Origin of the sequence: Leifsonia williamsii (assembly GCF_030433685.1) — a bacterium.
Classification (GTDB): domain Bacteria; phylum Actinomycetota; class Actinomycetes; order Actinomycetales; family Microbacteriaceae; genus Leifsonia; species Leifsonia williamsii.
In genome coordinates, this window is record NZ_JAROCF010000001.1 from 2,576,427 (window position 1) to 2,598,530 (window position 22,104).

The 22,104-nt window shown below is 71.9% G+C and carries 19 protein-coding genes; 12 read left to right on the forward strand and 7 right to left on the reverse strand.

The window, feature by feature from the left end:
• Nucleotides 1–26 precede the first annotated feature (26 nt).
• Nucleotides 27–1,358, forward strand: coding sequence for a M50 family metallopeptidase (locus P5G50_RS12155; protein WP_301208627.1), 1,332 nt, complete (start codon nt 27–29; stop codon nt 1,356–1,358).
• A gap of 95 nt (nt 1,359–1,453) precedes the next feature.
• On the forward strand, nt 1,454–2,593 hold the full coding sequence (gene ispG / locus P5G50_RS12160; protein WP_301209396.1) for a flavodoxin-dependent (E)-4-hydroxy-3-methylbut-2-enyl-diphosphate synthase: 1,140 nt from the start codon (nt 1,454–1,456) through the stop codon (nt 2,591–2,593).
• On the opposite strand, the gene P5G50_RS12165 is transcribed toward ispG, so the two are convergent.
• Nucleotides 2,574–4,043: an RNB domain-containing ribonuclease gene (locus tag P5G50_RS12165; RefSeq protein ID WP_301208625.1), complete on the reverse strand. Its 1,470-nt coding sequence runs from the start codon at nt 4,041–4,043 to the stop codon at nt 2,574–2,576. The two genes, ispG and P5G50_RS12165, sit on opposite strands and share 20 nt — an antisense overlap.
• A gap of 150 nt (nt 4,044–4,193) precedes the next feature.
• Between P5G50_RS12165 and P5G50_RS12170 the strand changes: the two genes are divergently transcribed.
• A complete protein-coding gene (locus tag P5G50_RS12170) occupies nt 4,194–5,960 on the forward strand; it encodes a proline--tRNA ligase (protein ID WP_301208623.1) in 1,767 nt (588 codons plus the stop codon).
• 100 nt (nt 5,961–6,060) lie between these two features.
• On the opposite strand, the gene P5G50_RS12175 is transcribed toward P5G50_RS12170, so the two are convergent.
• From P5G50_RS12175 to P5G50_RS12185, 3 genes are all read right to left on the reverse strand, one after another.
• Entirely contained in the window at nt 6,061–7,107 is a 1,047-nt protein-coding gene (locus P5G50_RS12175) for an FUSC family protein (RefSeq protein ID WP_301209395.1), read from the reverse strand.
• A 180-nt stretch (nt 7,108–7,287) separates the two neighbouring features.
• Nucleotides 7,288–8,358 (reverse strand): winged helix DNA-binding domain-containing protein, encoded by a 1,071-nt coding sequence (locus P5G50_RS12180; RefSeq protein ID WP_301208621.1) that lies wholly within the window; start codon nt 8,356–8,358, stop codon nt 7,288–7,290.
• A 67-nt stretch (nt 8,359–8,425) separates the two neighbouring features.
• The gene (locus P5G50_RS12185; RefSeq protein ID WP_301209394.1) at nt 8,426–9,448 is read right to left on the reverse strand and encodes an App1 family protein phosphatidate phosphatase; all 1,023 of its coding nucleotides are present in this window, start codon (nt 9,446–9,448) and stop codon (nt 8,426–8,428) included.
• A 288-nt stretch (nt 9,449–9,736) separates the two neighbouring features.
• Between P5G50_RS12185 and P5G50_RS12190 the strand changes: the two genes are divergently transcribed.
• From P5G50_RS12190 to P5G50_RS12210, 5 genes are all read left to right on the forward strand, one after another.
• Complete coding sequence (locus P5G50_RS12190) at nt 9,737–10,393, forward strand: TetR/AcrR family transcriptional regulator (protein ID WP_301208619.1); 657 nt, start codon at nt 9,737–9,739, stop codon at nt 10,391–10,393.
• 207 nt (nt 10,394–10,600) lie between these two features.
• On the forward strand, nt 10,601–11,515 hold the full coding sequence (locus tag P5G50_RS12195; protein ID WP_301208617.1) for an ABC transporter ATP-binding protein: 915 nt from the start codon (nt 10,601–10,603) through the stop codon (nt 11,513–11,515).
• Nucleotides 11,512–12,201 carry an ABC transporter permease gene (locus P5G50_RS12200; RefSeq protein ID WP_301208615.1) on the forward strand — a complete coding sequence of 230 codons (690 nt, stop codon included), beginning with the start codon at nt 11,512–11,514 and terminating at the stop codon, nt 12,199–12,201. The genes P5G50_RS12195 and P5G50_RS12200 overlap by 4 nt, the downstream gene beginning before the upstream one ends.
• Nucleotides 12,198–12,944: an ABC transporter permease gene (locus P5G50_RS12205; protein ID WP_301208613.1), complete on the forward strand. Its 747-nt coding sequence runs from the start codon at nt 12,198–12,200 to the stop codon at nt 12,942–12,944. Before P5G50_RS12200 ends, P5G50_RS12205 begins: the two co-directional genes overlap by 4 nt.
• A 90-nt stretch (nt 12,945–13,034) precedes the next feature.
• Nucleotides 13,035–13,964 carry an ABC transporter substrate-binding protein gene (locus P5G50_RS12210; protein WP_301208611.1) on the forward strand — a complete coding sequence of 310 codons (930 nt, stop codon included), beginning with the start codon at nt 13,035–13,037 and terminating at the stop codon, nt 13,962–13,964.
• A gap of 24 nt (nt 13,965–13,988) precedes the next feature.
• Here the strand turns inward: P5G50_RS12210 and P5G50_RS12215 are convergent, their stop codons facing one another.
• The 3 genes from P5G50_RS12215 to P5G50_RS12225 all read right to left on the reverse strand — a co-directional run bounded on the left by P5G50_RS12215 (nt 13,989) and on the right by P5G50_RS12225 (nt 16,089).
• A complete protein-coding gene (locus P5G50_RS12215) occupies nt 13,989–14,681 on the reverse strand; it encodes a DedA family protein (protein ID WP_301208609.1) in 693 nt (230 codons plus the stop codon).
• A gap of 89 nt (nt 14,682–14,770) precedes the next feature.
• Entirely contained in the window at nt 14,771–15,715 is a 945-nt protein-coding gene (locus P5G50_RS12220) for a M56 family metallopeptidase (RefSeq protein ID WP_301208607.1), read from the reverse strand.
• A gap of 5 nt (nt 15,716–15,720) precedes the next feature.
• On the reverse strand, nt 15,721–16,089 hold the full coding sequence (locus P5G50_RS12225) for a BlaI/MecI/CopY family transcriptional regulator (RefSeq protein ID WP_301208605.1): 369 nt from the start codon (nt 16,087–16,089) through the stop codon (nt 15,721–15,723).
• Between the two features lie 98 nt (nt 16,090–16,187).
• Between P5G50_RS12225 and P5G50_RS12230 the strand changes: the two genes are divergently transcribed.
• From P5G50_RS12230 to cydC, 4 genes are read left to right on the forward strand one after another with little or no spacing between them, the layout of a single operon-like run.
• Nucleotides 16,188–17,600, forward strand: a complete 1,413-nt coding sequence (locus P5G50_RS12230; protein WP_301208603.1) for a cytochrome ubiquinol oxidase subunit I — start codon at nt 16,188–16,190, stop codon at nt 17,598–17,600.
• Nucleotides 17,601–17,619: 19 nt separating this feature from the next.
• Nucleotides 17,620–18,645, forward strand: a complete 1,026-nt coding sequence (cydB, locus tag P5G50_RS12235) for a cytochrome d ubiquinol oxidase subunit II (protein WP_301208601.1) — start codon at nt 17,620–17,622, stop codon at nt 18,643–18,645.
• A gap of 1 nt (nt 18,646) precedes the next feature.
• Nucleotides 18,647–20,323 (forward strand): thiol reductant ABC exporter subunit CydD, encoded by a 1,677-nt coding sequence (cydD, locus tag P5G50_RS12240; RefSeq protein WP_301208599.1) that lies wholly within the window; start codon nt 18,647–18,649, stop codon nt 20,321–20,323.
• Nucleotides 20,316–22,100: a thiol reductant ABC exporter subunit CydC gene (gene cydC / locus P5G50_RS12245; protein WP_301208597.1), complete on the forward strand. Its 1,785-nt coding sequence runs from the start codon at nt 20,316–20,318 to the stop codon at nt 22,098–22,100. The genes cydD and cydC overlap by 8 nt, the downstream gene beginning before the upstream one ends.
• The last annotated feature ends 4 nt before the right edge of the window (nt 22,101–22,104 follow it).

The following is a 22,104-nucleotide window of genomic DNA, read 5'->3' on the forward strand; positions in this document are numbered from 1 at the left end:
AAGGCGGTCGCGGCTACCCTGAGTCCGTGGATTCCGTGCTCCTGTTCATCCTCGGCGTCGTCATCATCCTGATCGGGCTGGCGCTGTCGATCGCGTTGCACGAGATCGGCCACCTGGTGCCGGCCAAGCTGTTCGGCGTCAAGGTCACGCAGTACATGATCGGCTTCGGCAAGACGCTGTTCTCGTTCCGCCGCGGCGAGACCGAGTACGGCGTGAAGGCGATCCCGCTCGGGGGCTACATCTCCATGATCGGGATGTTCCCCCCTGGCAAGGAGGGCGGGCAGGGCCGCAACGCCACCACCGGCTTCATGCAGGGCCTCGCGCAGGACGCCCGCCAGGCGAGCGCCGAGACCGTGCTGGTCGGCGAGGAGGACCGCACCTTCTACCGCCTCCCGGTCTGGAAGCGGATCATCATCATGTTCGGCGGCCCGTTCATGAACCTCGTCATCGGCATCGTGCTGTTCGGCGTGCTGCTCATGGGTTTCGGCGCGCCCCAGAACTCCACCACCATCGCCACGGTGAGCCAGTGCGTGCTGCCGGCGACCAGCAGCAGCCAGACGTGCTCGTCCGACGACCCGAAGGGGCCCGCGGCGGCGGCGGGCATCGAGCCGGGCGACCGGATCGTGTCGATCGACGGCACCCGCATCTCCACCTGGGCGCAGTCGACCGCGATCATCCGCGAGTCGGCCGGGAAGTCGCTCTCCGTCGTGGTCGCGCGCGACGGCGCCGAGCGCACCGTCACGGTGAGCCCGATCAGCAACAAGGTCGCGAAGACCGACGACCAGGGCAAGGTCGTCAAGGACGCCGGCGGGAGCATCGAGACGCTCACCGTCGGCTTCGTCGGCATCGGCCCGGTGCAGCAGCTCGTGCCCCAGCCGGCGACGGCGGTCCTGCCGGCGGTCGGGGCGCAGACGGAGGCGGTCTTCAACGTCTTCCTGCACCTCCCGCAGCGCATGGTCGACGTGTGGAACGCGGCGTTCGGCTCGGCCGAGCGCGATCCGAACGGCCCGATCAGCGTCGTCGGCATCGGCCGGGCGGCGGGCGAGCTGACCGCGCTCGACGGGGTGCCTGTGGTCGACAAGGCCTACACGATGATCGGGATGCTGGCCTCCCTCAACATCGCGCTGTTCGTCTTCAACCTGGTGCCGCTGCTCCCGCTCGACGGCGGGCACATCGCCGGGGCGCTGTGGGAGGGGCTGCGCCGCACGTTCGCGAAGATCTTCCGCCGCCGCGACCCGGGCCCCGTCGACATGGCCAAGCTGATGCCGCTGACCTTCGCCGTCGTGATCGTGCTGGGCGGGATGAGCGTGCTGCTGATGTACGCGGACATCGTCAAGCCGGTCAACCTCTTCGGCTGAGCGCGCCCCACGCGCAGGGCGCGCTCCCGAGCAACGCCCAGACGGTTCCCAATCGGCCGCGTAGGATTGAGGACGTGGCAGCAATCAATCTGGGGATGCCCAAAGTCCCCGAGACCCTCGCCCCCCGTCGCAAGTCCCGGCAGATCCGCGTCGGCAAGGTGCTGGTCGGCGGCGACGCCCCGGTCAGCGTCCAGTCGATGACCACGACGCCCACCACGAACATCAACGCGACCCTGCAGCAGATCGCGGAGCTCACCGCCTCCGGCTGCGACATCGTCCGCGTCGCCGTGCCCAGCCGCGACGACGCCGAGGCGCTGCCGATCATCGCGAAGAAGAGCCAGATCCCGGTGATCGCGGACATCCACTTCCAGCCCAACTACGTCTACGCGGCGATCGACGCCGGGTGCGCCGCCGTGCGCGTGAACCCGGGCAACATCCGGAAGTTCGACGACCAGGTCGGCAAGATCGCCGCCTACGCGAAGGCCGCGGGCGTCTCCCTGCGGATCGGCGTGAACGCGGGCTCGCTCGAGCCCAGCCTCCTTCAGAAGTACGGCAAGCCGACCGCGGAGGCGCTCGTCGAGAGCGCCGTCTGGGAGGCGAGCCTGTTCGAGGAGCACGACTTCCACGACTTCAAGATCTCGGTCAAGCACAACGACCCGATCGTCATGGTGAAGGCGTACCGCCAGCTCGCCGAGCGGGGCGACTGGCCCCTCCACCTCGGCGTGACGGAGGCCGGGCCGGCCTTCCAGGGCACGATCAAGTCGGCGACGGCGTTCGGCATCCTGCTCGGCGAGGGCATCGGCGACACCATCCGTGTGTCGCTGTCGGCGCCTCCCGCCGAGGAGGTCAAGGTCGGTCTGCAGATCCTGCAGTCGCTCAACCTCCGCGAGCGCAAGCTCGAGATCGTGTCCTGCCCGAGCTGCGGCCGCGCCCAGGTCGACGTGTATTCGCTCGCCGACAACGTGACCGAGGGCCTGCAGGGCATGAGCGTTCCGCTGCGCGTCGCGGTCATGGGCTGCGTCGTGAACGGCCCGGGGGAGGCCCGCGAGGCCGACCTCGGCGTGGCGAGCGGCAACGGCAAGGGGCAGATCTTCGTGAAGGGGGAGGTCATCAAGACCGTCCCGGAGTCCGAGATCGTGGCGACGCTGATCGCCGAGGCCAACCGCATCGCCGAGGAGATGGGCGACGCGGGCGCCGCCTCCGGCGAGCCGACGGTCACGGTCGGGGCGCACTGACCGCCGGGACGGGCTCGAACTCGACCTTCCCCGTCGCGATGTCCGCGGCGGTGAGCCGCACGCGCACGCGTTCACCCGGGCGCACGCCGTCCGTCCTGGGTGCCGAAGCGACCACCGCCGGCTCCTGCAGCTGGATCAGGATCGAGCCGTTCCGCACGCCGAGCACGGTCGCGTCGAACTCGGCGCCGACGTGCGCGGCCAGGAGCGCCGCCTCCACCCGCGCGATCGCCTCCGCGTCGAGACGCGACGCCAGCCTCCCCGAGGCGCCCATGATCGAGGGGAGCTGGCCGAGCGATGCCCGCGCCCAGTCCGGCACCGGACGCCCCGCGCAGAGCGCCTCGCAGACCACGAGCACCCAGCGGTCGACGAGTCGGCGCAGGGGAGCGGTGGTGTGCGCGTACGGCGCCGCGATGGCCGACTGGAGCGGGTCGGCGGGGGGCTCGCCGTCCATGACGACGTAGCCTGCGCCCCGGAAGAGCCCGGTCGCCGCCTGCAGCACGGCTCCGGCCCGCGGGTCGGCGTGGTCGAGCGTGCGCAGGTACTCGCCGTAGCCGACATCCTCGGGCCAGGGGAGGCCCAGCGCCTGCGTCTGCGTCCGGAAGGACGCGAACGCCTCGGCGGAGGGCGCCGGCATCGTACGCAGGATGCCAACCCGGGCGTCGAGCATCAGCCTGGCGGCCGCCATGCCGGTGAGGAGCGAGAGCTGCGCGTTCCAGTCCTCGACCGGCAGCGGGACGCGGCGTTCGAGGGTGTACGCGCCGTCGCGCAGCACGATCTCCTCGTCGGGCGCGTTGAGGCTCGCGCCGCCGCGGGCGCGCTCCTGCTCGATCCGCAGCGGGCCGACCTCCGCCAGCAGCGCCAGCGGCTCGGGCGCAGAGCCGTCGTCGAGGGACGCCTGCGCCTCCGCGTAGCTCCACTGCCGCTGCGAGCGGATGCGCGCTCGTGCGACCGTCACGGACGTCTCTGCGCCGTCGGCGGCGAGCCGCACGTCCCAGACGAAGGCGCTGCGCACGACGCCCGGCAGCAGCGAGCCGGCGTCCTCGCCGATCGCGGCGGGATGCAGCGGCACCCGGCCGTCGGGCGCGTAGTACGTCTCGCCGCGTCGGCGCGCCTCGGCGTCGACGGCGCCCCCGGGCGCCACCAGGGCGGGTACGTCGGCGATGGCGTAGCGCAGCCGGAAGCCGTCGCCGTCGCGCTCCAGATGCAGTGCCTGGTCGAGGTCGGTGGAGCCGGCCGGATCGATCGTCAGGAACGCGACCTCGGTCAGGTCGGCCGCGGGCACGGCGGGCGAGCCCGGCGTTGTCTGGGCCTGCGCCGCGCGGGCGGCCTCGGCCTCCGCCTCCTCCGGGAAGCCCTCCGGCAGCCCGAGCTCGTGGCGGAGGGCGGCGAGGGAGGCGCTCAGCTCGCCCTGCGCGGCCGAGGCGGTGATGCGGGTGCGGCGGTCGGGCATGTCAGCACCCTACGCTCGGCGGCGGGAGGCTCGGCGGTGGATGGGCTCGACGGCGGATGGGCTCGACGGCGGGTGGGCTCCGCGGCGGGTGGGCTCGGCGGTCGCGGCACACCGGCCCGGCGCCCCTCCCGCGCCCTCTAACATGGAACGGTGCCTACACGCCTGAGCAACTACTTCCTCCGCACCCTCCGTGAAGACCCCTCCGACGCCGAGGTCACCAGCCACCGCCTGCTGGTCCGCGCCGGGTACATCCGCCGCCAGGCGCCGGGCATCTTCGCGTGGCTGCCGCTGGGGCTGCGCGTGAAGGGCAAGATCGAGGCGATCATCCGCGAGGAGATGACGGCCGCGGGCGCGCACGAGGTGCACTTCCCTGCGCTGCTGCCGCGCGAGCCCTACGAGGCGACCGGCCGCTGGGAGGAGTACGGCGACGCGCTCTTCCGGCTGAAGGACCGCAAGGACGCCGACTACCTGCTCGCGCCCACGCACGAGGAGGCGTTCACCCTGCTGGTGAAGGACCTGTACTCGTCGTACAAGGACCTCCCGCTGACGATCTACCAGATCCAGGACAAGTACCGCGACGAGGCCCGGCCGCGCGCCGGCCTGCTGCGCGGCCGCGAGTTCACCATGAAGGACGCCTACTCGTTCGACGCGACCGACGCCGGCCTCGACGCGAGCTACCAGGCGCAGCGCGACGCGTACGAGCGCATCTTCAGCCGGCTCGGGCTCGACTACGTGATCGTGCAGGCCGACGCCGGGGCGATGGGAGGCTCGCGCAGCGAGGAGTTCCTGCACCCGACCCCGGTCGGCGAGGACACCTTCGTCCGCTCGGCCGGCGGCTACGCTGCCAACGTGGAGGCGTTCACCACGCTCGCACCGCCGACCCGCTCGTACGAGAAGCTCACCCCGCCGGAGGTGCTCGACACCCCGAACACGCCGACGATTCAGACGCTGGTCGACGTCGCGAACGCGAAGCACCCGCGGCCGGACGGGCGCGCGTGGACCGCCGCCGACACGCTGAAGAACGTCGTGCTCGCGCTCACCCACCTCGATGGCGCCCGCGAGCTGGTCGTCGTCGGACTGCCGGGCGACCGCGAGGTCGACCTCAAGCGCGCCGAGGTCGCCTTCGCACCGGCGGAGGTCGACGCGGCCACCGACGAGGACTTCGCGAAGCACCCCGGCCTGGTGAAGGGCTACATCGGTCCCTGGTCGGCCGAGGGTCCGGTGCTGGGCGAGGAGGCCTCCACCGGCATCCGCTACGTCGTCGACCCCCGCGTGGTCGACGGCTCGGGCTGGATCACCGGCGCGAACGTCCACGGCAAGCACGTCTTCGGCCTCGTCGCCGGGCGCGACTTCGGCTGGGACGGCGTCGTGGAGGTCGCCGAGGTCAAGCCGGGCGACCCCGCTCCCGACGGCTCCGGCCCGGTGGAGCTCGCCCGCGGCATGGAGATCGGCCACGTCTTCCAGCTCGGCCGCAAGTACGCGGAGGCCCTGGGGCTGAAGGTGCTGGACGAGAACGGCAAGCTCGTCACCGTGACGATGGGCTCCTACGGCATCGGCGTCACGCGCATCCTCGCGATCATCGCCGAGGAGAACAACGACGACCGCGGCCTGATCTGGCCGGAGGCGGTCGCGCCGTTCGACGTGCACGTGGTCGCCGCCGGACGCGACCAGGTCGCCTTCGACGTGGCCGAGCAGGCGACGGCGGAGCTGGAGGCCGCCGGCCTCGACGTGCTCTACGACGACCGCCCCAAGGTGTCGCCCGGCGTGAAGTTCGGCGACGCCGAGCTGCTCGGGGTGCCGCGCGTGCTGGTCGTCGGCCGCGGCGCCGCCACCGGCGAGGTCGAGCTGTGGAACCGCCGCACCGGCGACCGCCGCACGCTCCCGCTGACCGAGGCCATCGCCGAGCTGACCCGCTGACCCCGTTCGGCCGCTTAGCCGCCGAGCACAGGAAGAACGTCGCCCTTCCCCCGGATCGGCGACGTTTTTTCTGTGCTCGACGGCTGGCGGCCGGTGGCGGCTAGGCGGCGGGGTCGCCGGTGAGCTCCGAGTGGATGCGGCGGAGGTCCTCCATCAGGGAGCCGAGCAGGATCCAGTGCCGAGGGTCGGGCGTCGCGATCACCAGCGGTGCGGTCAGTGCCGGGATGCCAGCGGTCTCCGTCGACGGCTCGGTGACCGGGGCGTCGGGGTCGCGCGAGATCAGGCGCACGTCGTGCGCGGCGCGGCGCAGCTCCTCGGCGATGGCGACGAGGGTCGGCTCGCCCGCGAGCCCGTCGTCGTAATGGTCGTGCAGGGCGCGGGTCATGCCGATCGACCGGGTGAGCAGCGGTTTCAGGCGCGCGAACAGCTCGTCGTCGTGCTCGAGCTCCGCCCGGTGCCGGCCCTGGCGGGGGTTGAGGGTGAGGCTCTCGCGCGCCGCTGTGAGCGCCTGGTCGGCCTTCGCCTCCATCGGCCGCAGCAGCCGCGCCTCCAGCAGGAGCCCGTGGAGATCCGCCGCGGTCTGCGGGGTCGTCAGCGCGGTGGCCAGCCGGTCGAGCGTTGCGGCGATCTCCGCGCCGAGGCCGGTGACCGCCACGCGCGCCGGTCCGGTGAGCACGGGCGGGACGAGCGCGATGTTGACGATGACGCCGATGATCGCGCCGACGATGGTCTCGCCGATCCGCGCGAAGGCGTACTCGGGGTCGGAGGCGCCGATCGCGAGCACGAGCATGGCGCTGATCGGCACCTGATTCGCCGAGCCCGGGGTGAGCTTGAGCGCCCATGCGAGCAGCACCGAGATGACGACAGCGACGAGCACGATCCAGCTGTTCGTCCCGAAGAGCAGCGCGACGGCGTAGGCGACGACCACGCCCACGACGACCCCGATCGACCGCTCGATGGCCCGGCCGATCGACTGGTTGACGCTCGGCTGCACCACGAGGAGGGCTGCGATCGCCGCGAACACCGGCAGCTCGCCCGGGACCAGGAAACCGGCGACCAGCCAGGCGATGACCATGGCGACCGCGCTCTTGACGACCTGCAGGAACGGCGTCCTGCTGGCGGCGCGGATGCCGACGGGGAGTCTCAGAGCCACTGCTCCAGGCTAGTCCGCGCGGGCGGGCCGGCCGGGCGCGTCGCTCAGCCGTGGCGGCCGCCCGGGAGCGTCGCTCTGGGGGGACGGTCGGACGCGTCGAGCATCGGTGGCGGCGGCTCCGGGCGCGTGCGTGGGCGGGGCGGCCCCGCGCGGGCGGCCGGCCGGGCGCGTCGCTCAGCCGGCGTACCTCCGGTACGCGGCCGCCGAGCGGGCGACGGCGCGCTGCTGCGCGGCCGTGAGCGGCGTGAACGGCTCCGGCACGACCTCTGCCCCGGAGCGGCGCCAGGTGCCGGCGACGCGGCCGCGCGCGACGAGGATGGGCTGGAAGATGCCGTTGCCGCCCGGCACGATCCTCTCGAACAGCTCCTCGTCGAGCACGGCGGAGCGGTCCCGGTAGCCGAGGAGGTACTCGTCGAAGGCGGGGAGCAGCGGCACGGCCTCGCGCTCGGCGCGGGTCTCGGCCGTCGCGGCCGCGCGGTTGGCGAGCTCGGCCGTGACGAGGTACTCGGTGCCATCGACGGTGAGGGTCGTGAGCGCGTCCGCGAGGAGGGCACGGGCCGCGCGGGCACCCGTGATCGTGCCCTTGATCCACCAGACGAAGTCCTGGAGCGTCGCCGGGCCGTGGCCCGCGAGGTAGCGCAGCAGGAACTCGGCCAGCGCCTCGTCGCCGGTGAGATCGCGGCGTCGCGGAGCCCACTCGTCGAGCAGCACGAGCGCCTGCTGGGTGCGGTGCGTCGGACCCCAGCACAGCACGCCCGTCTGCGCGAGGTAGTAGATGAGGTGGTAGCCGCGCTGCCCGGTGGTGGCGATACCGGCGCGCTCCCACACCTCCTGCATCTCGGCGCGGCCCAGGCTCCGGCCGCCGCTGAGCGCGTCGACCGCGATATCGCGGGCGCGGGTGAGGTCGGCGGTGTCGAGCTCGAGCTGCCGGTGCCGGTTCGCCAGCCCCTGCACCATGCGCGCGGTCGTCACGCCGAGCATCCAGCGGAGGTCCTCCGGCGGGACGAAGTGGAGGGTGCCGCGCATCGGCCACGACCGCACGATGCGGCCGGCGTCGAGGTCGGCGAGCACGTCGGCGCGCGTTGCGCCGCCGGTGCGCACGGCCAGCGCCCAGCAGCCGGCAGCGAAGTCCTGCGCCTGCACGGCGAGGAGGCGACGGGCGACGGCGGCCGGGTCGGCCTCCCGCTCGCCGTCGATCGCGTGCGCGAGGCGCCGCATCCGGAGGAGGTCCGCTCGGCTGGCCATTGCCACAGTATGCCGTCCACCACCGACATCCGGGCTCGGATGTGCGTGGCCCAGCGGGATCCGCGGGCTACGGCAGGATGTCGAGCGCCTTCAGCTGCTCGCTGATGCCCTGGCCGTCGTTGGCGTACACCCATGGCGCGCCGAAGAGCTCGCTGTGCTTCTCGGCCTTCGAACGTCCGCCGGCGAGCACCGCCTCCCCGCTGGAGAGCTGGCGGATGGCGACAGCAGCGACGTTGCCGGGATGCGCGGTCGTGAACTCGCCGTACAGCTGCTCGTCGTGCTGGCCGTCGTCGCCGATCAGCAGCCACTTGAGGCCGGGGAACTCTTCGGCCAGCCGGGAGAGGCTCGTGCGCTTGTGCTCGCGGCCGCTGCGGAACCAGCGGTCGTGCGTCGGCCCCCAGTCGGTCAGCAGCAGGGGACCGGCGGGGAACAGGTTGCGCGACAGGAAGCGGGTGAGCGTCGGCGCGACGTTCCAGGCGCCGGTAGAGAGATAGAAGACCGGGGTTCCGGGATGGGAGGCGGCGAGCCGCTCCAGCAGCACCGACATGCCGGGCGTGGGGACGCGGGCGTGCTCGTCGAGCACGAAGGTGTTCCAGGCGGCGAGCAGCGGCCGGGGGAGCGCGGTGACCATGACCGTGTCGTCGATGTCGGAGATGATGCCGAAGGTCGCCTTCGGGTCGACCACGAACACCGGCGCCTCGAACACGCGGGTCGACTCGGGCGTGGTCAGCCGCACGGTGTGCCAGCCGGGCGTCAGCGAGACGGGGATGACCGTGTCGATCACTCCGCCGCGGTCCGGCCGGACCTCGTGCCGGTCGCCCTCGATCTCGACCGTCACCGTCACGTCCGAGACGGGCACGCTGATGAACGACCTCCAGCCCCTGATCGACTCCTCGCGCTTGCGGTGCTTGCGCTCGGCGCGGCTGCCCGGCTTCGGCTCCTTCGCCAGGACCACGCGGCCCAGGATGCGGACCCAGGTGGGAGCGCCGTAGCCGGTGTACGGCACGACCGTCGCGAGGAACCCGCGCTTGCGCGCGCGGCGGGCGCGGAACTCGTGGAAGGCGTCCTCGATGCGCGCGGCGCGGTGCATGATCGGCTCGACCGCCCGGGCGACGGGAGCGCCGGAGGCGGGGCCGCCGTGCTCCTGGCCGTGGGGGTCGGGGGTTGCGGTCATAGAGCTTCAAGTCTCTCATGGAGTGCAGGAAGACGATCACCAGCCCCCGATTTGGGGCCGATTCTGCGACGAGTTCAAGGCGATTCCCGTGCAGAAGTGAGGTTTCCCCGAATATGATCCGTTGTGTAGCGATAGGGAATCGTCGCCACACTGGGCTGGGGACCCATCACGAGAACGCAGAAACGCAGAGAAGGAGCCGCCCTCGTGCCCATCAACGATCTGGTCGCCGGTCAGAACACCGTCGGAGCCGCGCTCGTGCGCACCGAGCCGATCCAGGAGCGCAGCGCCGCCCGGATCGACGCGCTGCTGGACGCGGCCGCCGAGGTGGTCGACGAGATCGGCTTCGACCGGCTCACCACCGCGATGGTCGCCGAGCGCGCCGGCGCCTCCATCGGCACCGTGTACCGCTACTTCCCGGACCGGATCGTCCTGCTGCAGGCCCTGCGCGACCGCGCGCTGCTGCGCTACCGCCGCTCGGTGGTCGCGGCCATCCACGAGCAGAACCCCGCGCACTGGTGGAACGCGGTGGAGTGCGCGATCGACGCCTTCGTCGACATGTTCCGCACCGAGACGGGCTTCCGCATCATCCGCTTCACCGACGCCGAGCGCTCGGGAGTGCCGGAGGAGGAGGTGGCCCGCGACGTGTCGTTCGCGCGGCAGTTCGCCGACATCCTCTCCGACGAGTACGGCCTCCCCGCGGGCGAGGACCTCGCGTTCCGCCTCGAGATCGTGGTCGAGATCATGGATGCGCTGATCAACCGCGCTTTCCTCGACGACCCGGCCGGCGACGAGAAGTACATCGCCGAGGCGCGCACGGTGGCGCGCGACTACCTCGAGAAGCGGTACTCGTCGGAGGGCTGAGCACCGCCTCCGCACCGGTTCCTCCCGTCCGGGAATGTCGGCGGTCCGTGCGACGCTGCATCCGAAGAGCGTTCGGCGCCGAACACAATTCGACGCAATCGTTGTGCAACGCGACGAACGCTGTTTGGGTAGAAGGGATGGCGCCCGCCGTCCCGCCCGGGCCGAGCCGCCTGAGAGGGCGGCGCACACGAGAGGATCGGACCCGCGATGATCGAGTTCCGCTCCGTGACCAAGCGTTTCCCGGACGGCACGCTGGCGGTCGACGACTTCTCGCTCGTCGTCCCGTCACGTCGGATCACCGTGCTGGTCGGTTCGTCCGGCAGCGGCAAGACGACCATCCTGCGCATGGTCAACCGCATGGTCGACCCGACGAGCGGCGTCGTCGAGATCGACGGCGAGGACGCGCAGCGGCTGAAGCCCGTCGCACTGCGTCGCAGCATCGGCTACGTCATGCAGAACTCGGGCCTCCTGCCGCACCGCAAGGTCGTCGACAACATCGCGACGGTCCCGCTGCTGAACGGCGTGAAGAAGAAGGAGGCGCGGGCGAGGGCGCTCGAGCTCATGGACACGGTCGGCCTCGACCGGTCGATGGCCGACCGCTATCCGAGCCAGCTCTCCGGCGGCCAGCAGCAGCGCGTCGGCGTCGCCCGCGGCCTCGCGGTCGACCCCAACATCCTGCTGATGGACGAGCCGTTCGGCGCCGTCGACCCGATCGTCCGCGACGAGCTGCAGAACGAGCTGCTGCGGCTGCAGCGCGACATCGGCAAGACCGTGCTGTTCGTCACCCACGACATCGACGAGGCCTTCCGGCTCGGCGACCAGGTCGTGATCTTCCGGACCGGAGGGATCGTCGCCCAGCAGGGCACTCCCGCCGAGATTCTCGCGCACCCGGCCGACGAGTTCGTCGCCTCCTTCATCGGGGCCGACCGCGGCCGGCGCGCGCTGCACGTGGAGTCGACGCCGACGGGCTCCGTGCTCGTCGACGCCGACGGGCGTGCGGCAGGACGGCTGGCCGACGCGCCGGCGTCCAGCACCGACGGCGCCGCCGCCGGTGTCTCCGGAGCAAAGGCCGCGACCCTCCCGGTCGCGGGTGCTGCGGCGCAGGGTGAGGGCCGGACGTGAGCTGGCTCTGGTCGAACCTCGACCTGGTGTGGGGGCTCACGCTGACCCACGTCTGGTTGAGCGCGCTGCCCATCGTCATCGGCTTCGTGCTGTCCCTCCCGATCGGGTGGCTCGCGAACCGCTACGCCCTCAGCCGGCCGGCGCTGCTGACCATCGGCGGCATCCTGTACGCGATCCCGTCGCTGCCGCTGTTCGTCGCGATGCCTGCGCTGATCGGCACGCGCATCCTCGACCCGATCAACGTGGTGGTCGCGCTGAGCATCTACGCGCTCGCGCTCATGGTGCGCACGACGGCCGACGCGCTCGCCTCGGTCGAGGGCGACGTGCTGCAGTCGGCGACCGCCGTCGGCTTCTCGACCTGGCGCCGGTTCTGGGCGGTGGAGCTGCCGCTCGCCGGACCGGTGCTGCTCGCGGGCCTGCGCGTCGTCTCCGTCAGCACGGTCAGCCTGGTGAGCGTCGGGTCGCTGATCGGCGTCTCCAATCTCGGCACGCTGTTCGTGGAGGGGCTGAACCGCTACTTCCCGTTCGAGGTCGGCGTCGGCATCGTCGCCATCATGATCGTCGCGCTGGTCTTCGATCTGGTGCTCGTGCTGCTCGGGAGGCTGCTGCTGCCGTGGTCGCGGACCGACCGGCGCACGGGGCGGCTGAAGCGGTCCGCCGCCATGAAGGCGGTGACCGGCGCATGACCGACATCCTCGCCGCCTTCGGGTGGATCTTCGACCCCGCGCACTGGGCGGGCGCCAACGGCATCCCGGCGCGCACGCTCGAGCACATCTGGTACTCGTTCCTGACCCTCGTGCTCGCGTCGGCGATCGCGCTGCCGATCGGCTTCGCGATCGGGCACTCCGGGCGGCTGCGCGGGATCGCGATCGGCGCCTCCGGTGCGCTGCGCGCGCTCCCGACGCTCGGCCTCGTCGTGTACCTGGCGCTGATCATGGCGAACATCTCGATCGTGCCGCCGTTGATCGCGCTGACCATCCTCGCCATCCCGCCGCTGCTCGCCGGCGCGTACTCGGGGCTGGAGTCCGTCGACCGGCGCACGATCGACGCCGCCCGCGCGGTGGGGATGACGAGCTGGCAGGTGTTCACCAAGGTGGAGCTGCCGCTCGGTCTGCCGCTCGTGATCGGCGGCGTGCGCTCGGCGGCGCTGCAGGTGATCGCGACCTGGACCGTCGCGGCGATCCTGCCGGTCGGCGGCCTCGGCCGCTACCTCATCGACGGGCTCCCGGTGCAGAACTACGCCGAGATGCTGGGCGGCTCGATCATCGTCGTCGCCCTCGCCCTCGTCGTCGACGGGCTGTTCGCGCTGCTGCAGCGCGTCGTCGTCCCGCGCGGCGTGGCCGCGGGGCGCGTGCGCGACGTGCGCAGCAAGCAGAAGGACCCGTGGCGCCCGCTCGGTGTCACCACTCCCGGTCGGGAGCCCTTCTGAGCTCCTGAACCCGGACCTCCCGAACCCGGACCTCCTGAACCCCTACGACTTTCCCGACCCGACGCACCACACCACAGAAGAGAGAAGATCATGTTCGCATCCAGAAAGGGCCGCATCGCCGCCGGCGTGCTCGCGGCCGGCGCCCTGCTCGGGCTCAGCGCCTGCTCCTCCGGCGGGGGCGGCGCCTTCAGCACCGAGAGCGCGTCGTCGTCCGGCGACACCGTCACCGTCGGCTCGGCCGCGTTCGGCGAGTCCGAGATCCTCATGCAGATCTATGGCCAGGCGCTCGAGGCCAACGGCGTCAAGGTGGCATACAAGCCGAGCATCGGCCAGCGCGACGTCTACCTCAAGGCGCTGCAGGACGGCTCCATCGACCTGATCCCGGAGTACAGCGGCAACCTGCTGCAGTTCTACGACAAGAACAGCACCGCGACCTCGAGCGAGGACGTCTACGCCGCCCTCAACGACGCCCTGCCGAAGGGCTTCGAGGTGCTCGACCAGTCGAAGGCGCAGGACGCCGACTCCTACAACGTCACCAAGGAGTTCTCGGAGAAGTGGGGCGTCACGAGCCTCGCCGACCTCTCCAAGGTCACCGAGCCGCTCAAGGTGGGCGCGAACCCCGAGTTCGAGACCCGGCCCTACGGCATCCCGGGCCTCAAGGCGGCGTACGGCGTCTCGGCGACGCTGACCCCGATCAACGACTCGGGCGGCCCGCTGACCGTCACGGCGCTGAAGAACGGCGACGTGCAGCTGGCGGACATCTACACCACGACCCCCGCGATCAAGGACAACGGCTTCGTCACCCTGAAGGACCCGAAGAACCTGATCGCGGCGCAGAACATCCTCCCGCTGATCAACAGCGAGAAGGCGTCGTCGAAGGTCAAGGAGGTGCTCAACAAGGTGTCGGCCGAGCTCACCACCGAGGACCTCATCGACCTCAACGCAGACAACCAGGGCGACAGCAAGACGCAGCCCGACGCGGCGGCGAAGAAGTGGCTGGAGGACCACCCGATCAAGTAGGCGGGAGGCTCCTTCCGGCGGGCGTCAGCGCTCGTCGACCTGCGGCGGCTCGGGATTCCGGGCCGCCGCAGTCGTGTCCTCTGCGGCCATGTGCCGGGCCTCCCGCTTCTGCAGGATCTTCTTCACCAGGAAGACGATCACGATGAAGGCGGCGATCACGGCGACGAAGACGTAGCCCGCCCAGTGCAGCTCGCGCGAGAGCTCGCGATAGCCGCCGGCCGCGGCCGAGCCCACGCTCACGTAGGCGAACGCCCAGATCACGCAGGCCGGCGCCGTCCAGGCCATGAAGGTGCGGTAGCGCATCGGGCTCATGCCGACGGTGAGCGGGATGAGCGAGTGCAGCACCGGCAGGAAGCGGGACAGGAAGACCGCGATCCCGCCGCGCCGGGCGAGGTACGCCTCCGCGCGGTCGAAGTTCTGCGGCCCGAGCCGCCGCCCGAGCCGGCTGGCGCGGATGCGCGGCCCGAAGAAGCGGCCGAGCGCGAAACCGATCGACTCGCCGCACAGCGCCCCCACGATGACGGCGACCACGAGCCCGACGTACTCGACTGGGTTGCCGACCGCCGTGCTCGCGACCAGCACCACGGTGTCGCCGGGAACGATCAGCCCGATCAGGATGCTCGTCTCGAGCATGATCGCGACACCGGCGAGGATCGTGCGCAGCAGCGGGTCGACCCCCTGGATCAGGTCGAGCAGCCAGGTGAGCGCGTCGTTCATGAGGAGGCGGCGGTGTCGTCGCGCGGGCCGCGCGGCTGGGTGGGCATAGCGACGATGCTACTGGGCGGCACCCGGGCGGAGGCTGCGCGCTAGCTGAGCAGCACCAGCAGCGGTGGCACCGCGACCAGGAGTGCAGTGGTGGCGATCACGGTCGCGCGCAGCATCGGTCCGACGGTGCGGTGGCCGGCGACGAGCCGCTCCTCGCGGGCCAGCAGGGCTTGGCGGCGCTGTTCGGGGGTGCGCTGGTCCTTGGGGGCGCCGAGGGCCGTCCCGGCCGTGCCGGTCTCGTCGACGATGCGGATGGCGTGGGCCAGCACGGCGTCGCCCTCGGCGCGGCGCGCGGTGTCGTCGGCCAGCATCTCCAGCAGCAGCGCCACGGCATCCTGGGCCCGGGTCGCGATGGGGAACCAGGGGAGGGACCGCTTCCACGAGCGGAACGCGTCGAGCAGGAGGTGGTGCTTCTGCCGCAGGTGAGCGCGCTCGTGCGCGACCACGGCCTCCAGCTGCTCGGGGCTGAGCAGCGCGATCATGCCCTCCGAGAGCACCGTGACGCTGCGGGCGCCCGGCAGGCAGTAGGCCGCCGGTGCCGGGTGGTCGATGACCCGGGTGGCCGGCGCGTCGGGCAGGGGAGAGCTGAGCAGGGTCAGCAGCTCGAGGTGGCGGTGCCGCTGCCGGCGGCTGCGGGCGGAGGTCAGGGCCAGGTTCAGCAGGAGGTGCGCGGTGAGCAGCACGGCGGCGCTGAGCAGGAAGGCGTTGAGGAGGGTGGCGTCGGCCGGCAGGGGACCGTGGAACACCGACGCCGCTGCGCCGCCGATCCGGCTCCACAGGTCGTCGCCGAACGGCTCCAGCCCGGCCACCAGCAGCGATCCGATCATGGAGATGCCACCCGCGAGCGCGATCGACTGCCAGAGTGCGACGGCGAGCACGGGCGCGGCCGCCGGCCACTTCGCACGCGCGAGCAGCAGCGGCACCGGCCAGGCGAGGGCGATCGCGAGCAGTCCCAGCACCACGGCGGTGCCGTCGACGGCGGTCACCGGCGCTACGACGACCGGGCGTCGAGCAGGCGGCGCAGCATCTGCGCCTCCGACTCGTCCACCGACCCGACGAAGTACGCGAGCGCCTCCGTGCGGTCGGAGGAGGACTCCAGCACCTCGTGCATCAGCTCGGCGACGTGGCCGGCGCGGGTGAGGGCGGCGGAGTAGAGGTGCGGGCGCGCGTCGCGGTCGCGCGACACGAAGCCCTTCTGCTCGAGGCGGGAGAGCACGGTGAGCACGGTCGTCAGCGCCGGGGTCTTGCCGCCGTCGCGCGCGCCTGCCAGTCTGTCGCGCAGTTCGCCAGCGCTGAGCGGGGTCTCCACCGCCCAGAGGGCGTCCATGACAGCCCGCTCCAATTCTCCGAGATTCGCCACGATCCCAGGATAACCCGGCGCGGCTGGAAATGTTCTACACTCTGTAGAAGAAGAGCTTCTACGACGTGTAGAAGTTCGATCCGCGAAGGGTGTGCCGTGTGAACGAGCTCCTGGATCCGCTGCTGCTGGCCCGCTGGCAGTTCGGACTGACGACGATCTACCACTTCTTGTTCGTGCCGCTGACGATCGGCGTCGTGACCTGTGTCGCGATCTTCCAGACGGCCTGGTACCGGACGGGCAAGCCGCACTACCTGCAGCTGACCCACTTCTTCGGCAAGATCTTCCTGATCAACTTCGCGATGGGCGTCGTCACCGGCATCGTTCAGGAGTTCCAGTTCGGCATGAACTGGTCGGACTACTCCCGCTTCGTCGGCGACGTGTTCGGCGCCCCGCTGGCCCTGGAGGGCCTGCTCGCCTTCTTCCTGGAGGCGACCTTCATCGGGCTCTGGATCTTCGGCTGGGACAAGCTGCCGAAGGGCCTGCATCTCGCCACCATCTGGGTCACCGCGGTGGGCAGCGTGCTCTCGGCGTACTTCATCATCGCGGCGAACGCCTTCATGCAGAACCCGGTCGGCTACACGCTCAACGAACAGCGCGGACGCGCGGAGCTCAGCGACATCTGGGCCGTGCTGACCAATAAAGTCGCGCTGGCGGCGTTCCCGCACACGATCTTCGCCTGCTTCATGGTCTCGGCCGGCCTGATCATCGCCGTCGCCGCCTGGCATCTCTCGCGGAATCAGAATCTCGAGACCATGCGCCCCGCGCTGAAGTTCGGCGCCTGGCTCATGATCGGCGCCGGACTCGGCACGGTGCTGAGCGGCGACCAGCTCGGTCTCGCGATGGTCGAGACGCAGCCGATGAAGATGGCCGCGGCGGAGGCGCTCTACAAGACCTCGACCGGCGCCGACGCGTCGTTCTCGCTGTTCACCCTCGGCACCCCCGACGGCGTGCACGAGCTGTTCTCCATCCGCATCCCGTACCTCCTCTCGTTCCTGTCGACCCACACGCTGAACGGCACGGTCGAGGGCATCAACGACCTCCAGGCGCAGTACGTGCAGCTGTACGGACCGGGCGACTACACCCCGATCATCTGGGTCACCTACTGGTCGTTCCGCTGGATGATCGGCCTCGGGATGCTGCACATCCTCGTCGCCGTCGTCGGCCTCTGGCTGACCCGCAAGGGCCGCACCCCGAAGTACCGCTGGATGTGGCGGATCGCGATCTGGGCGATGCCGCTCTCGCTCGCCGCCATGATCGTCGGCTGGATCTTCACCGAGATGGGCCGCCAGCCGTGGATCGTGTTCAGCCTGATGAAGACGGCCGACGGCGTCTCACCCGGCACCACGGGACTCGAGGTGCTGATCTCGCTGATCGCCTTCACCGCGGTGTACGGCGCCCTGGCCGTCGTCGAGTTCAAGCTGATCAAGCGCGCAGCGCAGAAGGGCCCCGCCCCCATCGACGAGCACCTGGACGAGGCCGGCAAGCCGGTCCCGGTCGCGACGGTCTACTGAGGAAGAAGGAGCACACGACATGGATCTCGCAGTTCTCTGGTTCGGCATCGTCGCCTTCTTCTTCGTCGGCTACTTCGTGCTCGACGGGTTCGACTTCGGCGTCGGGATGTCGCTGCCGTTCCTCGGCCGCGACGACACCGACCGGCGCGTGCTGATCAACACCATCGGCCCGGTCTGGGACCTCAACGAGACGTGGGTGATCGTGGGAGGCGCCGCCCTCTTCGCGGCGTTCCCCGAGTGGTACGCCACCCTGTTCAGCGGCTTCTACCTGGCGCTGCTGCTCATCCTGATCGCGCTCATCCTGCGCGGGGTGTCGTTCGAGTACCGGCACCAGCGGCCGGAGGCGGCGTGGAAGCGGCGCTTCGACACCATGATCGTGATCGGCTCGGCCCTTCCCGCCTTCCTGTGGGGCGTCGCCTTCGCGAACATCGTGCAGGGCGTGGCGCTCGACGCGAACCACGACTACACGGGGACGCTGTTCGACCTCCTGAACGGGTACGCGCTGCTGGGCGGCCTGACGACCCTCCTGCTTTTCTTCACGCACGGCGTGGTGTTCGTCTCGCTCAAGACCGACGGCGCGATCCGCGAGCGGGCGCGCCGGCTGGCGACCCGCTCGGGAGCCGCCGCGATCGTGGTCGCCGCCGCGTTCCTCCTCTGGACCGGCATCGCGCACTTCTCGCCGCTGTTCCTGCTTCTCGCGGGGCTCGCAGCGCTGGCTCTCGTCGGCTCGTGGATCGCCAACCTGCGCGGGCTCGAGGGCTGGTCGTTCGGCCTCATGGCCGCGACGATCGCGCTGGCCGTCGTGTCGCTCTTCTCGGCCCTGTTCCCGAACGTCATGCCGTCGTCGCCGAACCCGGAGAACAGCCTCACGATCGCGAACGCGTCGAGCACCGACACGACGCTCACGGTGATGACGTGGGTCGCGGTGATCTTCCTGCCGCTCATCCTGCTGTACCAGGGCTGGACCTACTGGATCTTCCGCAAGCGGGTCACCCGCTCGCACATCCCGCAGGACGCCGGCGCGGCGGAAGCCGTGGAGGCCTGACGTGCGTCCGCTCGACCCCCGGCTGCTGCGCTATGCCACGGCCACCCGCGGCACCCTCGCCGCCGGTGCGGCGCTGACGTTCGCGCAGACCGCGCTCGTCATCGCCTTCTCGTGGCTGGTGACGCAGCTGGTGGTGCGGGCGATCGCGGGGGAGCCGCTCACGGCGCTCACGCCGCTGGTCGCCGGCCTGGCGGTCGTCGTCGCGGCGCGCGGCGCGGTGGTCTGGGCGGTCGACGCGGTCGCGGCGCGCGGCGGGGCCGCGGTGGTCGGGCAGCTGCGCGAGCGGCTCATGGCGGCGGTCGGGCGGCTCGGCCCCGCCTGGCTGCGACAGCGCTCCAGCACCGATGTCGCCCTGGTCGCCGGGCGCGGGCTGGACGCCCTCGACGGCTACTTCGGGAAGTACCTGCCCCAGCTGGTCGCGACCGCGGTGGCGATGCCCGTCCTCGTGCTCGTCATCGGCTCGCAGGACCTCACCAGCGGGATCATCGTGGTGCTGACGCTGCCGCTCATCCCCGTCTTCATGATGCTCGTCGGCTGGGCGACCCAGGCGGCGCAGCAGCGGCAGTGGGAGGCGCTGGCCGGGCTGTCCCGCGGGTTCCTCGACGTCGTGGGCGGCCTCTCCACGCTGAAGCTGTTCGGCCGGCAGCACCGGCAGGAGGCCCGCATCCGGGCGATCAGCGACGACTACCGGGTGCGGACGATGAAGGTGCTGCGCATGTCGTTCCTGTCGGGCTTCGTGCTCGAGCTGGCGGCCAGCCTCTCGGTCGCGCTCGTCGCGGTGACGATCGGCCTGCGCCTGGTCGGAGGCTCGCTCGACCTGTCGGTGGGGCTGTTCGTGCTGCTGCTGGCGCCGGAGGCGTTCCTGCCGCTGCGCAACGTCGGCGCGAGCTACCACGCCGCCGCCGAGGGCATCGAGGCGGCAGGCCGGGCCTTCGCGGTGCTGGAGGCGGCGGACGCTGCCGCCTCCGATGCCGGCGGGCGGCCGGTCTCCGTCGCCGCCACGGGGCTGGTTTTCGAGCGGGTCTCCGTCGCGTACGACGACCGTGTCGCGGTGGGGCCGTTCTCGGCGGAGGTCCGTCCCGGCGAGGTGGTCACGCTCACCGGGCCGAGCGGAGCGGGCAAGTCCAGCCTCCTGGCGGCCGTGCTCGGCTTCGCGTCGTACGCCGGTCGCATCGGTGCGGGCGGGCGCGAAGACCCGGCGGGGAGGCTCGACGCCGTCGCCTGGGCCGGTCAGCGCCCCGGTCTGATCGCCGGATCGATCGCGCAGAACGTCGCGCTCGGCGCCGCGGAGCCCGACATCGCCCTCGTGCGGCGGTCGCTGTGCGACGCGGCCGCGCCCGAGCTCGACCACGAGCTGGTGCTGGGCCCTGCCGGAGCCGGGCTGTCCGGCGGGCAGGCCCAACGGGTCGCCGTCGCCCGCGCGCTGTACCGGCTGCGGGCGGGTGGATGCCCGGTGCTGCTGCTCGACGAGCCGACGTCGGCCCTCGACGCGGAGGCGGAGGCGCGCCTCCTGGCCTCGCTGCGGCGGGTCGCCGAAAAGGGAGCCGCGGTGCTGGTCGTCAGCCATCGGGAGGCGGTGGCGGCGGCCGCCGACCGGGTGATGCGGGTGAGCGGCGCGGAGGTCATCGCGTCTCCCGCCGGGTCGAACGTCGAGCGGAAGGATGTCGCGCATGTCTGAGCACCGGGCCGGGAGCGCCGCCGTCAGCGGGAGCGCCGCCGGGCGCGGGTCCGCCCGCCTCTCGGCCGACGCCCGCGGCATCCTGCGGCAGGCGCTGCCCCCGGCGCGTCGGCTGTGGGGCGCCATCGCCCTCGGTGCGCTCAGCGCCCTGAGCGCCGTGGCCCTGCTCGGCGTCTCGGCGTGGCTGATCACGCGGGCGGCCGAGCAGCCGCCGATCATGTACCTGACGGCCGCCGTGGTGGGCGTGCGGGCGTTCGCGCTCGGGCGCGCCTTCTTCCGCTACCTGGAGCGGCTCGCCGGGCACGACGCCGCATTCCGGCAGCTCCCCGGCATCCGCACGGCCCTGTACACGCGGCTCGTGCCCCTCGCGCCGGACGGGCTGCGCGGACGCGCGGCGGGCGGGGTCGAGGTCGGCGCCGGGCGCGCTCGTGGCGACGGCGACCTCCTCTCCCGGCTGGCCGACGATGTGGACGACCTGCAGAACCATGCGCTGCGCGTCGTCCAGCCGCTGGCGACCTCGGCCGTGGTGGTGCTGGTGAGCGTCGTCGCCGCCTTCCTGGTGCTGCCGGAGGCGGGAGCCGTGCTCCTGCTGACGCTGGCCGGCGCCGCGGTGGTGGGGACGCTGATCAACCGCTGGGCGGCGGGCAGCGCCGAGCGCTCTATCGCCCCGCTGCGCGCCGACCTGTCGGCCCGCATCCTGGACCTCGTGCGCTCGGCCGACGTGCTGACCGCGTTCGGCGCGCTCGGCTCGGCGCAGCGTGGGGTCACGGATGCGAGCGACCGGCTCACCCGCGCGGTCCGGCGCCGGGCCGCCGGGCTGGGGCTCACCGCCGCCGCGGTGTCCGTCCTCGCGGGCGGCGCGACCCTGCTCGGCCTGGTCGCCGGCATCCCCGCGCTCGGCGACGGGCGGATCGACGGCCCGCAGCTCGCCGTCGTCGCGCTGCTGCCGCTGGCGGTGTTCGAGGTGTTCGGGATGGTGCCGACCGCCCTCGGCGCCTGGCGCCAGGTGCGCACGAGCGCCGAGCGCATCGCGGCGACCGCCCCCGCGGAGCTGCCGTCCGGAGTGCCCGTCGACCGCTCGGAGGCCCTCCCGCTGGCTGCTGACGGCGTGCCAGAGGTGCGCTTGGAGGGCGTATCCGCGCACTGGCCCGACGACGAGGGCGTCGACGTTCTGCGCGATGTCGACCTCGTGCTGCGGCCGGGGGAGCGGGTGCTGCTGACCGGACCGACGGGAGCGGGCAAGACGGCGCTCGCGCACCTCCTCGTCCGGTTCATCGACTACGACGGCCGGTACACGATCGGCGGCGTGGAGGCACGCGACGCTCGCCAGGACGACGTGCGCCGCATCGTCGGGCTGTGCGAACAGCAGCCCTTCCTGTTCGACGCCGACCTGCGGCAGAACCTCCTGTTCGCCAGGGACACCGCCACCGACGACGAGCTGCTCGCGGTGCTCGACCGGGTCGGGCTCGGCGACTGGGCACGCTCGCGCGTCGGGCTGGACACGCCGCTCGGGGAGCGGGGAGCGCTGGTCTCCGGCGGTCAGGCGCAGCGGATCGCGCTGGCGCGGGCGCTGCTGGCGGACTTCCCCGTGCTCGTGGTCGACGAGCCGACGGCGAACGTCGACCCCGGCGCGGCCGACCTGGTCGTGCGCGACATCCTCCGCACGGCGGCGGAGGACGGCAGGACCGTGCTGCTCATCTCGCACACGGAGGTGCCGCGCGACCTCATCACGCGCACCGCCCACCTGAGGGCCGGGACGCTGACCACTGCCGCGTGACGCC